Source organism: Mucilaginibacter sp. P4_G9 (genome assembly GCF_056400985.1).
Genome location: NZ_JBFUKF010000097.1, coordinates 1 through 15616, shown reverse-complemented (window position 1 = coordinate 15616; position 15616 = coordinate 1). Strand labels below are relative to the sequence as shown.

12 protein-coding genes are annotated in these 15616 nt (G+C 43.2%); 10 read left to right on the top strand and 2 right to left on the bottom strand.

The window, feature by feature from the left end; genetic code table 11:
• From pxpB to AC1DPZ_RS10880, 10 genes are all read left to right on the top strand, one after another.
• On the top strand, positions 1-732 hold a 732-nt coding region (gene pxpB / locus AC1DPZ_RS10925), incomplete at its 5' end, for a 5-oxoprolinase subunit PxpB (protein ID WP_477403150.1).
• 1 nt (position 733) lies between these two features.
• On the top strand, positions 734-1726 hold the full coding sequence (locus AC1DPZ_RS10920; protein ID WP_477403148.1) for a 5-oxoprolinase subunit C family protein: 993 nt from the start codon (positions 734-736) through the stop codon (positions 1724-1726).
• A 10-nt stretch (positions 1727-1736) separates the two neighbouring features.
• Positions 1737-2498 (top strand): LamB/YcsF family protein, encoded by a 762-nt coding sequence (locus AC1DPZ_RS10915; RefSeq protein WP_477403146.1) that lies wholly within the window; start codon positions 1737-1739, stop codon positions 2496-2498.
• Positions 2499-3680: an NRAMP family divalent metal transporter gene (locus AC1DPZ_RS10910; protein WP_477403144.1), complete on the top strand. Its 1182-nt coding sequence runs from the start codon at positions 2499-2501 to the stop codon at positions 3678-3680. It begins immediately after the preceding gene.
• On the top strand, positions 3596-6277 hold the full coding sequence (locus AC1DPZ_RS10905) for a M1 family metallopeptidase (RefSeq protein WP_477403142.1): 2682 nt from the start codon (positions 3596-3598) through the stop codon (positions 6275-6277). Before AC1DPZ_RS10910 ends, AC1DPZ_RS10905 begins: the two co-directional genes overlap by 85 nt.
• Positions 6278-6580: 303 nt before the next feature.
• Positions 6581-6931 carry a hypothetical protein gene (locus AC1DPZ_RS10900; protein WP_477403140.1) on the top strand — a complete coding sequence of 117 codons (351 nt, stop codon included), beginning with the start codon at positions 6581-6583 and terminating at the stop codon, positions 6929-6931.
• Positions 6932-7155: 224 nt separating this feature from the next.
• Positions 7156-10320 carry a SusC/RagA family TonB-linked outer membrane protein gene (locus AC1DPZ_RS10895; RefSeq protein ID WP_477403138.1) on the top strand — a complete coding sequence of 1055 codons (3165 nt, stop codon included), beginning with the start codon at positions 7156-7158 and terminating at the stop codon, positions 10318-10320.
• A gap of 11 nt (positions 10321-10331) precedes the next feature.
• Complete coding sequence (locus AC1DPZ_RS10890; RefSeq protein WP_477403136.1) at positions 10332-11852, top strand: RagB/SusD family nutrient uptake outer membrane protein; 1521 nt, start codon at positions 10332-10334, stop codon at positions 11850-11852.
• 31 nt (positions 11853-11883) lie between these two features.
• The gene (locus AC1DPZ_RS10885) at positions 11884-12597 is read left to right on the top strand and encodes a hypothetical protein (RefSeq protein WP_477403134.1); all 714 of its coding nucleotides are present in this window, start codon (positions 11884-11886) and stop codon (positions 12595-12597) included.
• A gap of 68 nt (positions 12598-12665) precedes the next feature.
• Entirely contained in the window at positions 12666-13652 is a 987-nt protein-coding gene (locus AC1DPZ_RS10880) for a hypothetical protein (protein ID WP_477403132.1), read from the top strand.
• A 541-nt stretch (positions 13653-14193) separates the two neighbouring features.
• On the opposite strand, the gene AC1DPZ_RS10875 is transcribed toward AC1DPZ_RS10880, so the two are convergent.
• Positions 14194-15063, bottom strand: a complete 870-nt coding sequence (locus tag AC1DPZ_RS10875; RefSeq protein WP_477403130.1) for an NmrA family NAD(P)-binding protein — start codon at positions 15061-15063, stop codon at positions 14194-14196.
• Between the two features lie 102 nt (positions 15064-15165).
• A partial coding sequence (locus AC1DPZ_RS10870; protein WP_477403128.1) for a YciE/YciF ferroxidase family protein occupies positions 15166-15616 on the bottom strand: 451 nt, incomplete at its 5' end.

Here is a 15616-nt window from a genome sequence, read left to right as displayed (position 1 = left end):
CAGCTAAGTATACCCATGCCTGACGGAGTCTTTAAAATTTATCATTTAAGCGAAGTAGCCGTTACCGTAGAGTTTGGACAACAAATTGCCGGGAATTTATCAGACGCAGTCAATAGTTTAAACGCATTGCTTTATCAGCAGCCATTTCCGGGTTTCCATACAACCGTACCGGCCTATTCCACCCTGACTGTTTTTTATGATCCTGTTATAGTTGTCAAATCTCGTTTACCGGGCGCGGGCTGCTTTGAAAAAGTATCGGCCTACCTGAATGATTTAAATCTTCAAAAGAAAACGATTAAACCGGTTAAAGGGGATACCATTATTATCCCGGTATGCTATGGCGAAAACCTTGGCCCTGATATTGCCGAAGTAGCCAGCCTGCATCAGATCAGCGTAGCGGAAGTAATTAAGCTGCACAGTGCTGCTATTTATAAAGTTTACATGATAGGCTTTGTACCTGGTTTTGCCTATTTAGGCGGTATGGACGAACGCTTGGCTACCCCACGCAAAGCAACGCCACGAAAGTCCGTACCTGCCGGAGCAGTCGGCATAGCCGGGCCGCAAACAGGCGTGTACCCATTGGAAACCCCGGGCGGCTGGCAGATCATCGGGCAAACGCCGGTGAAATTGTTTGACGTAAAAAGGGACCAGCCAGCACTACTGAGGGCTGGCGATACAGTGATCTTCAAGGCCATCGGTGTAAAGGAATTTAACAAATTATCAGCCGGGTAATATGCAGATAAGAATAGTAAAGCCCGGCTTCATGAGCACCATACAGGATATGGGGCGTTACCAGTACCTTTCACAGGCAGTGCCGGTATCGGGAGCTATGGACACACTATCGGCGCGGATTGCCAACAAAGCTGTAGGTAACAGAGACAACGCAGCGGTAATTGAATTTACTTATGCAGATGCGGAGTTCATTTCCGAAACCGACTTGCTGATCGCTTATGCCGGCGATGGTGCAATATTAAAATCAGGCGAACAAGAATTACCGGCCGGACGCCCGCTTTTTATTCCATCTGGAACAACCATAAAATTAACAAATAACCCATCCGGCAGCCGCACCTATCTGGCAGTTGCAGGGGGCTGGGACATGGCGGAAATTTTGGGCAGCAAAAGTACTTTCCTAACCGCCGGTTTTGGCGGGTTGGATGGCCGGGCGTTTAAAAAAGGAGATGTCTTAAAAAATGATGGGAAACTGTCTGACAGCACACAAAAAATATTAAAAAGCCTCAAAAACGATAAGGTCAGTTACCCCGCATGGAGCATACCCCGGCAAAGTTTTTTACCTGCCGATCGTAAAACGATAAGAATGGTACCGGGAAACGAATCTGGCTGGTTTGATAGCCGGAGTATCACCGGTCTTTTGTCAACACCATATCGCATTGGTCAGCAAAGTAACCGTATGGGGTATCATTTGGAAGGCGCAACGATCGCGCGTTTCAAGAAAGATGAATTGCTGAGTACAGCCGTAACGCCCGGCACCATACAGGTTACCAGCAGCGGCAGTATGGTGCTTTTAATGGCCGATTGCCAGACCACAGGCGGTTATCCGCGTATTGCGCAGGTGGCTGGGGTAGATATGCCCTTGTGCGCCCAGCTAAAACCAGGCGATGCCATTTATTTTAAAGAGATCAGCCGGCGTGAAGCAGAAATGCTGTATATTGAACGTGAACAACAGTTACATCAGCTAACTACTGCTGTACAAATCAAATATTTATAAATTGATATCAATGCAAAGCATAGACCTGAACTGCGATATGGGTGAGGCCTTTGGCAACTACCCCATGCCCAATGATGATACCCTGATGAACTATATCACATCGGCCAACATAGCCTGCGGTTTCCATGCCGGCGACCCCGAAGTAATGCAGCATACGGTTGGCATGGCGGTTAAAAAAGGCGTAGCCATTGGCGCCCACCCCGGCTTACCCGATTTGCAGGGATTCGGCAGGCGGGAAATGAAAATATCTGCTAATGAAGCTTACCAGATGACCCTGTACCAGATAGGAGCCTTATCGGGCTTTGTTAAAGGTGCTTACGGAAAACTTCACCACGTAAAGGCACACGGGGCATTATACAATATGGCCGCTAAAGATATTAATTTAGCTAAAGCTATTGCCGAGGCAGTGCATGATTTTGATGCCTCGCTGATCTTATACGGATTGGCCAACAGCGAAATGATTACCTGGGCTAAAAAACTGGGTTTGGCTACCGCATCAGAAGTGTTTGCCGACCGCACTTACCAGGACGACGGCTCGCTTACCCCGCGCACCCAAAGCAACGCGCTGATTACCGACGAACAACAATCTATCAACCAGGTGCTCATGATGGTGAAACAACAACAAGTCATATCGGCCAATAAAAAAACCATCAGCCTGACAGCCGAAACGCTATGCTTGCACGGTGATGGCGCATATGCGGTTGAATTTGCCAAAAAGATCAGCGAAAGGCTGAAATCCGAAGGTATCAGTATAAAAGCCCCGGCCCAATAAATGAAAAAGCAGCACAATTGGAGCGTTTTAACAGGCGCCGCTTTCCTGATGGCATCGTCAGCTATCGGCCCCGGGTTTTTAACACAAACCGCTGTATTTACCGCACAGTTAGGTGCCAGCTTTGGCTTTGTGATTTTATTATCTGTTGTGCTTGATGCTATTGCCCAGTTAAATATCTGGCGCATTATTACCGTAGCCGATCAGCCAGCGCAGGATATCGCCAACCAGCTTTTACCCGGCCTGGGTTATTTTATTTCGTTCCTGGTGTTTTTGGGCGGTATGGCTTTCAATATAGGGAATATCGCCGGAGCCGGGCTGGGCCTGAATGTATTGTTTGGCGTTAGCGCAGGGCAGGGGGCCGCCATGAGCGCTATTGTAGCCATAGGCATATTTATTTATAAAGAATCCGGCAAAGCCATGGACTTGTTTGCTAAATGCATGGGTTGCCTGAAAATAGGGCTGGCCTTGTATGTTGCTTATATCAGCAACCCGCCACTGGCCGAAGCGGCAATCCGGGCGGTGAATCCCACCCAATTCAGCTTTACAGCCGTGCTAACTATTGTGGGCGGCACAGTAGGCGGCTACATTACTTTTGCCGGGGCACACCGCTTACTGGATGCCAGGATAACCGGACAACAAAATTTGCCTGTCGTTAATCGTGGCGCGTTAAGTGCCATCGGGTTAGCATCGCTCATGCGGCTGTTGTTATTTATCGCCGCTCTGGGTGTTGTAACTACCGGCGGCCAGCTCGATCCCGCTAATCCGGCGGCCTCCGTATTTCAACTGGCCGCCGGGCAGATTGGTTATAAACTATTCGGGGTGATCATCTGGGCAGCAGGTATATCTTCCGTAGTCGGCTCCGCTTATACTTCCGTTTCGTTTATCAGAAGTTTTAGTCCGCTGATATTAAAATGGAACCGCGAAATTATTATAGGCTTCATTATCGTATCCTGCTGTATTTTTTTAGCGATAGGTAAACCGGTGAAAATACTACTGGCCGTCGGCGCCATAAACGGCTTTATATTGCCCATTGCGCTTGGCGTGATGCTGATTGCCGCTTACCGGTCAAAGATCATAGCAACATACCAGCAACCTTTATGGCTTACTATTTTAGGCGTGCTGGTCGTGGGCACCATGACCTGGATGAGCATTGGTGCGATAACCCAGATGTTAGGATATTAAATCAACGCATGAAATTATTAAAACTGATATTATTATTGCTGAGCTCAAACGCGGTAGCCATAGCGCAACAAAAAGTTAAACCCATACCTGTAGCGGCAGGCGTGTCGTACCAATTGGCACAGTACAGGCATTCGGTCATCAGTAAGGTAGAATATACCCTGTCATTAATAGTCCCTTTAAACCGGGCTGATTATATCACCGGTGTAGCGCATATCGCATTTAATTTAAAAGACACCGGCCAGCCGCTACAAATGGATTTTAAGCAGGATGCGCAGCACATTCAAAATGTACGGTCGGCCCAAAGGAAAGCAATCCCTTTTGAGGCGAAGAACGAACATATCATTATTGCCCCTGAATATTTAAAGACAGGGCGTAACGATATCACGGTTAATTTTATTGCCGGTAACGAATCATTAAACCGTAACGATGATTATTTATATGCATTGTTTGTGCCCGACCGCGCCCGTACCGTTTTCCCTTGTTTTGATCAGCCTGACCTGAAAGCAACTTTTAATTTAAGCCTGAAGGTGCCAAAGGAATGGAAAGCATTAGCTAATGGTACCCTAAAGAACGTAAATGATGAGGGCGAATTCAGGAATTACCTTTTTAATGGCAGCGACAAACTGCCTACCTACCTATTCTCCTTTACCGCAGGGAAGTATACGGATGTAAAGCAGGTGACCGGCACACGAAGCACCGAATTTCTGCACAGGGAAACCGATTCCACCAAAATCAAATTAAGCACCGATTCCATATTCAGGGCCCACCGGGATGCCATCAGCTTTTTAGAGAACTGGACAGGCATACCTTACCCCTTTCAAAAAGTAGGATTTGTGGCCATACCTGATTTCCAGTTTGGCGGTATGGAACACCCGGGCGAGGTACAGTACAAGGCTTCCAGCTTGTTTTTAGATGAAGGCGCGACCAAAGATCAGTTGATCGCACGATCCAACCTGATCTCGCACGAAACAGCACATATGTGGTTTGGCGATATGGTGACCATGGTGTGGTTCAACGATGTTTGGATGAAGGAAGTGTTTGCCAACTTTATGGCCGATAAGGTGACCGAAAAATTGATGGGCGCCGAAACCTTTAACCTTAAATTTTTGCAGGACCATTACCCCGCGGCTTATGGAGTTGACCGGACCATGGGTGCCAACCCTATCCGTCAGCAACTGGATAATTTACAGGAGGCCGGTTCGCTCTACGGCAATATTATCTATCATAAAGCGCCCATTATGATGCGCCAGCTGGAAAGCCTGATGGGTAAGACCAATTTTCGGAAAGGCGTACGCGAATACCTGAAAAAATACGCCTACGGCAATGCAACCTGGCCCGAACTGATCGCCATCCTGAGCAAATACAGCACGGCCAACCTGTATACCTGGAACAAGGTCTGGGTAAGCCAGCCCGGCAGGCCGGTGTTTGAATATAAAGCGTATTATAGCGGAAACAAAATCAGCCGCCTGGTCATCAGCCAACATCCGGAAGCAGGAGCACAACGCCTATGGCCGCAGGTATTTCAGCTCACATTGGTTTACCCGGATCACTGCAAAGCCCTCCCTGTCAACATGAATGCACAACAAATCGTGCTGAAGGCGGGGGCAGGCCTTGCAAAACCCTCGTTCATCCTGTTTAACTCGGATGGGGCGGGCTACGGGCTCTTCCCCCCGGATAAAGCAATGACGCCCAGTCTGTTTAACCTGGAAAGCCCTCTGCAACGCGCATCGGCTTATATAAATGCGTATGAGCATATGCTGGCCGGGCGTGCTTTCAAGCCGGCTGAATTATTAAAGCTTTACCTGCACCGTATCAGCATAGAAAAAAACGAGATGAACCTGCGCCTGCTTACCGGTTATCTTACCAGCATATACTGGACGTTCACCTTACCCGAAGACCGCCTGGCTTTAAGCACCGGGTTAGCACATACCCTATGGGAAGCAATGGAGCAGCAAACAGCCGCGAATAATAAAAAAATACTGTTTGGCGCTTACCAAAACATCGCTTTAAGTGCCGAAGCTACAAGCCGTATTTACCAGATATGGTTAACCCAAAAACCACCCGCCGGCATTAAACTGGCCGAAGATGATTATACTGCCATGGCACTTTCCATAGCCCTGAAAAGTGACACAGTTACTTCGGTACTAAAACAGCAGCAAGCCCGGATAAGCAATACTGAACGCAGGAACAGGCTGGCTTTCCTCATGCCGGCACTCTCCTTAAATGTACAGGAACGCGACGCATTTTTCAACAGCCTGTCCGAACGCACAAACAGGGCAAAGGAAGCCTGGGTAACCACCGGGCTGAGTTATTTAAATCACCCGTTAAGACAACGCACATCCATCAAATACCTGCCCAGAAGCCTGGAACTGCTTGAAGAAATTCAACGTACCGGCGACGTTTTCTTTCCGCAATCATGGCTGGCCGCAGTGTTTGCCAGCTACCAAAGCAAAGAAGCCTGCCAGATTGTGCATGATTTCCTGAAACAGCACCCCAGCTACAACCCGAAGTTAAAAGACAAAATACTACAGGCTACCGACAATCTGTACCGGGTGCAGCAAATCCTAAAACCCATCCCAGGGTCAAATGGCACTTAATCAATTTGAGCGAACAGCCGGCGACGACTTATTTGCAATTACCCCGCATCGCGTGGGTGTTTCTGCAATTCTGAGTTTCTTTGAAAACAGGCAAGACGATTTCCTGACCCCATACGTTGCAGCGTTTTAATTTAAATATTAGATCGCATCAATTGAAACTGTAAAGAACTCTTTTTGGTAAACGCTTTTATCAAAAGAAAGCCAATATTATTAACAAATAGATAATTATTGGTCAATAATTGATAATTTATTGAAATTTAAGGGGCCGGTTTTAGTTAATTTAGTGAATCCAATCTTATCTCTATGCATGGCAGACATTTGTACCTGTTCCTCTTTTTGTTTATTGCGGTGTTTACTGCTGCTGTAGGCTATGCGCAGCAAAGCGGGGTTACACCGTACTCACCCAGCCATGCACAGATGTTGCAAACCTATGCCAATCTTGATAAGCTCGATTCGGCATGGAAAAAGCTGCCGCTTAATTATAGCATCAGGCCAAACTGGCAATCAAACGGTAAACAATTCTGGTACGGAAAAAGAGTGGCCGGCAACCAAAGCGAATACTATCTTGTTGATGTCGAAAAAGGAATAAAACATAAAGCTTTCGATACCACAAATATGCCACGTGGCTGGGGTTATTTAACTATATATTTCTAAGTTTTTATATTTATTATTAGTAATAATATGTTAGTGCGACAAATGGTTGTAGTGGCTATGCTATGTTCTTTTAAATAGTTATAAATGAAGTATTTGCAAAATTTAAAGTGTTAAGAAATGTTAAAATAATGCTGAAATTGGGTAATATAACACATGTATAATTGGATATTGAAATATATTTTTGATTTTATTAATTAACACTATTTATTAAAAAACTATTAACTATGAAAAAAAAAATTACTTTCTACAGGAAACTCTTGATTGTATGCCTTTTTCTTTGTTGGCTAATTCCCCGGCTAGCGTTTGCTCAAACGGTTGTAAGGGGAAAAGTAGTAGATAAAGACAATTTGCCTATTATAGCTGCTACTGTGACCGAAAAGGGTACCACAAACGTGACTACTACAAATGAAAAAGGAGAATTTACCATCCGGACCACCAAAGCCGGAGCTATTTTGGTTGGAACAACCGTAGGGTTTTTACCTTTTGAAGTAACGGTTGGCGACAAAAACGCAGTTACTTTAGTACTGCAGGAAAATCAGCAAACACTGAGCGAGGTAGTACTTATCGGTTATCAGAAAATTACCAGGAAAAAATCAACAGCGGCTATTTCCAGTATATCGGCAAAGGAGCTTGCTAACCTGCCATCCGCAAGTTTTGATCAACTTTTACAGGGCAGGCTTTCTGGTGTTAACGTGCAAAACTTTTCGGGTATGCCCGGTGCAACACCAACGGTATCGGTTAGGGGTAACTCGTTAGTAAGCAGCGGCTATGATGAATATAACGTGGTAAACAGCCCTTTGTATGTTGTCGACGGTGTGCCACAACCAACAGAACAATACGTAGGGCCGGGCGCAGGTACCGGTGCCAACTATCTGGCTGGTATAAACCCGGCTGATATTGAAACTATCGACGTATTGAAAGATGCATCGGCAGCGGCAATTTATGGTTCAAGGGCGGCAAACGGGGTTATATTGATTACCACCAAAAAAGGCCTATCCGGCGAACCGCGTGTTACGCTGGGGTCATATGTTGGGCTTACACAACGCCCTAACCTAAGGGACGTAACCTTAGGTACTACAGAACGCAGGCAAAAAATGGGTGTTTTGCAAAGCCAGCTAACCTATGACCAGCAACAACAATTGCCTTACATTTTAACAGATAGCTTAAATTCGGCCTTTAACGGTAACACCGACTGGCAGAGCCTTTTTTATCAAACCGGGAAAATTAACAACACCGATCTCAGCTTAAGCGGTGGCGGTAACGGAAATTCAACTTATCGTTTCAGTACCGGTTATTATAACGAGCAAGGTATTATCAGGGCCACAGGATTTAAACGGTTCTCAACCAGGTTAAATCTTATTTCTCACGCGCTTAACGGTAAATTAACTATTAACCCATTGGTAGCTTATTCACGCACGGATAATGCCAGGGGTAATGGTAATAACGCCAGCCCAATAAGTTTGGGATCGGGAAATATGCCTTCATCATTGCTGAATTTAGACCCTGATAAAAAGGCGTATTATTTGGGGGCTTACAGCCAGAATTTAGATAAAAACATAAGTAATCAATTTACATTCAATTTAAATTTATCTTATGATTTTTCTAAACACCTTTCATTCAACTCGCAGTCATCCTATTTATATAACACAAACCGCAGGGATTTAAGCAGGAGCGATCTGTTACAAAATAACCAGGGTAACTATTCATATAGCTATGCCGACAACTCTATTGCGGTAACCACGTCTAACTTTTTAACTTATAATAATGTATTTAAAAAACATACCATAAGCTTTATTGTAGGGCAGGATATTAACTATAACCAATTTCAAAATACTATAGCCTCTGGTTATAACGGCCCGTCAGATAATATCCAGGTTGTTAACGGTTTCCAGCAATCAAAAATTGGTGCCAGTTCTGATTACCAGGCGTACGGCTTAGTATCTTATTACTCAAGGCTTTCTTATGATTATGATAGCCGTTACCTGTTTTCACTAAGCGCAAGAACTGATGGTTCATCCCGCTTTGGCAAAAATCATAAATGGGGTTTTTTCCCGGCCGCATCAGTTGGTTGGTTAATATCCGAAGAATCATTTATGAAAGATAATCCAAGTACTATTTTCACCCTGATTAAATTAAGGGCAAGTCTTGGTACATCTGGTAGCTTGCCTAATAATAACTACCTGCAGTATAACCTTTACAGTGTAAATAACGGTGGTTTTGATGGCAATGGCGGTGCTACCTCCTATAATGGTGTAACATCTGTAACCCCTAATTTTTATGATGGCGCGGCCCAGGATAACCTAAGCTGGCAGCGGTCAAAACAATGGAACATAGGTACTGATCTTGAAATACAAAACGGTAAATACGCAATTCAATTTGATGTGTATGATAAAGAGAATTCATTACAGCTTTTTGGGGTAAATTTGCCGGTAACAACCGGTTACGATATAGCGTTAACCAACTCTGTTGGTGTGCGTAACTCAGGCGTTGAATTAACATTATCGGCAAACCCGCTTGAAGGTGCTTTCAGATGGGGTTCCCGCTTAAACATCTCTTACAATAAAAATATTATCACCAGCTTGCCAAATGGCGGCCGGGATTTGGTTTTGAGCGGCGACAGGTTTGATAAATCGCACGTTTTATCAGTGGGTAGTCCTATCAACGCGTTTTACCTGTACCAAACTAAAGGTGTTTTCCCAACTAATGCAAGCGTGCCTCAAAACCCGTTAACGGGCGAAAAATACCGTAATGGTAACGGCACATACCAGGCGGGTGATTTTTACGTGGCCGATTTGGATGGAGATTACTTTATAGATACTTTTAACAGCGGTATAAACCCCGATAAAAAAGTATCCGGCGATCCAAACCCTAAATACACAGGTGGCTGGACCAACAACTTCAACTACAAGAATTTTAGCCTCGGCATTTTCTGTACATTCACTTTTGACAGGGATGTACTGAACTTGTTTGACTCAGACAGGTTTGCAAATTCACAGGATGGTAATGCTGTAAACAATTTTGTTTACTATTCAACACCAGATTTAAGCAAGGTTAATATTTGGACCCCTACTAATACAAATGCAACGTATGCTAAATATGATATAGGAACCTACAGATATTACTATACCAGTGCCCAAACATTTTTTCTTACAAAAGGAGGATATTTTAGGATTAAGAGTATAAACGCCGGGTATGATTTTCCAAAAAATGCATTAAAAAAACTTGGCTTAAGCAAATTTAGAATATACGTTGTTGCCGATAACGTGAAAATGTTCCAGCAATCTAAAAACCTGCCGGATGCCGAAGCTGTAAACCCTTACGGCGAATATAATGGCGGGGGCTATCCTATTCCAAGTAAATATACATTAGGTTTTGAAATTAATCTATAACAGAAATAACGATGAGAAATACATATAAAAAATTAAGCATATTTTGTGGTATACTGGTTTTTATAAGCCTAAGTTCATGCAAGAAATTGCTGGAACAAGTACCTAAAAACTCAACATACCAGCAGGTATTCTGGAAAAATGCGAACGATGCCCGTTATGCTATATCCGGTAATTATGCACTGGTGCGCGYTGCGATAACTAACTATAACGATAGGTATTATATGTACGGCGAAGCCGTTGCTAAAAATTATTTTACTATTCAATATAATGGCGATGGGCTTGAAGGTATACAAAATGGCGATTACACATTTCAATATAACCTGCAGAATTTGGGTAACTATACCAATTACTATAAAGCTATTGCGATGTCTAACATTGTGATTAAAAATGTGTCGAAAATGACTGATGATCAGTTGAAAGCTGTAGATAATCCTACTGCGTTCAGAAACGACATACTTGGACAGGCTTTATTTTTAAGAGCACTAAGTTATTTTATGATGGTTAGGGTATGGGGCGATGTTCCGATTGTTACCGAAGCTTATGACGATCCGCTTACTGCTCCTCAATTAGCAAGAAGCCCAAAAGCTGATGTAATGAAACTGATAGAGGATGATTGCCATAAAGCGGCACGTTTGTTAACCTGGTCATACGCCAGTGCGGGTGATGCCAAAGTTACTGCCAACACTGGTGCGGTTTACGCGCTGCTTGCTCATTTATACCTTTGGAGAGCAACAATGCTTGATGTAACATCAGATGTGCCAAACCCTACCGATGTAAACAGTGCCGATACAACAATTAATGCTTTAATAAACCGCGGAGGTTATTCACTTCCCGACACCAGCAAATATAAAAGCGTTTTTGTTGGCAGGTCATCAGAAGGCATATTTGAAATTAATATGAGTGAAAATACGCTCGAAGGCTCAAACGCAGGTATCGGGATTAATTTTTTAAACCAAAGCTACATAAATCAGGGCACTACCAACCCGCGCGATTTTGTAGTGCCAAGGTACCTGAGTGATCATTACGGTGACGGATCGACCGATATACGTTATAAAGAAAACTTTGAACTGGTTTCCTCTACCCAGCCCATGTGTACCAAGTATAGTAATGTTATATACAGAAACCTGGCCCAAAAGCTTGACCCGTACCTGAGCAACAACATGATCATCTTTAGGTTAAGTGATTTTCTGTTGTTAAAGGCCGAAATAGCTTTATACAAAGGAAATAAAGCCGCCGCAATTACAATCATAAATAACTGGCGCACAAGGTTTGATAAGAACCCGTATTTGATAGACGACAGTTGGTCGTTAAGCGATGTGATGTATGAATATGGTATTGAGCGTGGTAAAGAGTTTTACCTGGAAGGCGAGATATTTTATGACCTGCTACGAACCAGGGAATACCAAAATCATGTGGACTGGTTAACATTGCCCCGATTTAAAGCCGAGGGTTATTACTGGCCGGTTGATCCTGCTTTATTCAGGCAAAACCCGTTATTAAAACAAACTAAATACTGGCTTGGTAAAGTGTAACAAAATGTATAGTACTAAACAAGAGAACATCATGAAAAAATATATAAGTATATTATGTTTATGCTTTGCAGTCTTTTTAATTGCTTCGTGCAAAAAAGATGCCTACAAAAACGATGGCGGCGTAAGCGACCCACATGTTAACATGACAACATACGATTACCTGAAATCAAAACCCCAGTTTGATTCTTTGGTCAGGATCATTGACAAGGCCGGCTTAAAGGACGTAGTTAACAGCAACATTACCTTTTTTGTTACCACCAACTATGGTATTGTACCCTATGTAGCAGCCAAAAAGTTTCAAAAGTCGCTTGAAACGGGGAACGAAAACTTTGATTTTGGTATTAAGGACATTCCATCAAAAGAATTAAGCGATTCTTTAAAAACCTACATGTTTGCAGGCAAAATAAACCGGGACCAGATCACCGTATCGGGTAAGCTTTATAATAGTTTACTTGGCCCTATCCCGGCAAAGCCAGGAAAGCCTAATTCTGCCATACAGTACCTGATCAAGTTTCGTCGGTCATTTGACTATGGCAGCTATGTAGATCATGTTGATTATGTTAATTACATAAAGGTAATCGGATCAAGGGACGATTTGCAGCTTGACCCAAGTACTATTCCCGATGACGAAAAAGACCAGGCTGTTGATGTTCAAACTTCCGGCATTATTACCACTACCGGGATAGTTCACGTTTTAAATGGCTACCATCGTTTGTTTTTCAATGCACAATCAACCGGTAATTAATTAACAATAATCTAATACAGTGTGTATTAGGTAGATTTTATACACACTGTATCTAAAAAATAAATTATATGCAAGTAAAAAAATATATTCTTGGCATAATGCTTTTAGGAAGTGTTGTAGCCTGTAAAAAAATCCCGACCGGTTTTCAAAGCGACGCTATCCGTTATAAGGATAACGAGCTTTTGGCCAAACGCGGGCTGATCCTTTACCAGTCTGACAGGATAAATGCCGATGGTTCAACACCGCCATACAGCTTTAAAATGCTTAATTTAAGAGGTGTTGATGGCAGCCCTGCCCCAAAGGAATTTACCACGCCATACCAGATATTGACATTTAAAGAAGGTTTATCTTTTGATGCCGCAACAGATACCACGGTGGCACAGTTAAACGCGAAAAGGGAAACCAAAACAGTACCCCCTATGTCATTTAACGAGGTTAGCGGCCAATTAACATTTAATAAGGCATCGATAAATTTACCGCTTGGCAGGTACACATTTGATATACAGTTTACAAACCCTACCGGTACTAAAGTATTCCCGTCGTTGGCTAACATTAACGTTGTTGACCCTACCACCGATGACCTTTTTGCAATTACTGATGATGTTGCGAATGCCTTTGATGATGCCACCGGGGCCGTTACACCGCTTAAAAATCCTGTAGTAACCTGTACCAGGATATCTGCCGACGGCGCAAGGGTAATTTTAAAAATGGTTGATAAAAATAATAAACCATTTAACCCCAGGACAGGCGAGATCATACAGCGGGGCGACAGGCCGGTATTTGAAAACTATGCCAAGTTTAACCCGGTTACAAAGAACGATACTTCCATGATCTGCGACTTTGAAGTGGCTCCTTTCCCATTGGCAAAGTATGTAACACCAACAACCGACTGGGGATTTTTGATGTATTACAGGATACCAAGCAAGTTTGTTAAACCAATTGCCGGCCTCCCCACCACGGCAACTTTCTCTGTAAATCCAAGATGGTCGTGGCAAGTCAAATTGGAAGGAACGTATGTAGTGCTGGTTAAATTTACTGACGTAGAGCATATATAATAGTTGGTATTATCTAGCGTTCAGGCTATATTTTACAGAAACCCCAATTAATATTACAAGTTTATAACTACTACCGGCGGCTAATGTTTCTCAATTAGTTGCCGGTTGTTTTGTTATCAAGTAATTTTTGTCCTTTAGATAAAGTGCAGAGAATATTATTATGAACTAAGCTATTGCTCATTTTATTTTCGAACTAACAGCAAGCCTAGCTTGCAGCACCACATACGTAAATACCTTTGTTCACAGAACTCATGACAGCGTTGCTTATTATGTCATTCTCCCTTTAAAGTCCCCAGACGAACAAGTTATGGACAGTCAACCCGTACATTTTTTTCAAACGAAACAAATCCAATTCTCATAGTCGATTTTTCAGGTGAGAAGATTTTTGAATCAGCAAGACGTACTAAAACTTGTTAAAGATCTATCTAAGTCTGTCGAGTTTCCGGAAGAAACTGAACATTTCAATCCTTTCCCTTATCAGTTTAGGGAGTTTTGGAACCGATTGTAAAAGGACAAATATTTACTTAACTAAATTGTAATATCAATGTTGTACGTTCGTTTTCTTAACTAAATCATCAATATATTGTTGTAGGGTGGTGGCACCTTTTACAAAATCACCTTGCATTTCAAAGCAACTATTAACGCTTATTTCAGTCATACGGGAATAGGATTCTGCTGCTCGTTCGGAAAAGCCCATGGCTTTAAAAGTGTTTTTCCATTTCTCTTTGGGTACTACGCTCACCCTTACCTCTCTGTTAAGCGCTTTAGAAAAGGTCGTTGCTACATGATTCGGAGAATACGTTTCTGGACCTTGAATTTGATTAAATTTTGGACTGTCCTTTTTTGTCATTAATGTTGCTGCCAATTCACCAATGTCCTTTGGTGCCACCATGGGTATTTTTAATTCCGCAGGAATAAACGAGACCAACTCCCCATTCTTTGTAATCATTTTAAGTGCGCTATCCCAGTTACTCATGTAATATGCCGGACGGATAATACTATAAGGGTAGGACAGCCTTGAAATTTGTTGCTCTAATTCATACAATATACCCAAGTCGCCATTATTATTTCCTGGCTGCGCACCTGCAGTAGATTCAACAACAACCTTTTCGACTCCCGAATATTTTAACGCTTCCACTAACGATGTAACTGTCTTTCTTTCCTGAAGGGTTGTATCGGTCATCGGATCTGCTGATGGGTTTAATAGAAAGACTGTTTTACCTTTGTTGAAAATTTCGTGAAGGGCAGTCGTGTCATAAATGTCAGCAACTGCAAAGTTTGCTCCTTTGCTTATCCACTCTTGCGCTTTTTCCGAGCTTCTTGAGATAATCGTTACTTTTTCGCCCTTTTTAAGTAGGGCTTCAGTTAAAGCCGAACCAACGTGACCAGTTCCCCCTGTGATGATGTGCATACCGTTATTTTTAAATATTTTGAAATAGTTCCAACCGTTCGCATTTCATAGGGCCCCGGCAGTATTGCCAAAGCCCTTTTATCGGAAAGGTTATACTTATCATCAGGAGAAGAATCCTTCTTTTTTGGGTTCTGTGCTGGCCCGGTAATTCACATTATTTTCAGCGATTTGAGTGAGTAAAGCATCAGCATCCTTTTCTTCTGCTAAAGTTTGACCCAGGATATCTGCAGCGTCATTATAACCCAGTGTCTTTGCCAGTGTCACCATTCCGCCATAGGTGGCAATTTCATAATGCTCGGCTTTCTGACCGGCAAAGATGAGGCCAACATCGCGCTGGGCGGTGCCTTCTTCCGTATCGTCAATGATATCTTCGCCTTCGTCCACAATACCTGCCATCGCCGGACATTTGGTGGTGTCCACATCCTCACCAATGATGCCAAACACCTGCTCCAGGCGACTGACGTGGTTTTGGGTTTGTGACAGGTGGTTACCAAAAGCATTCTTCAATTCGGGGGAGGTAGCAGCGTCCTGCATTTTAGGCAGCGTTTTAACC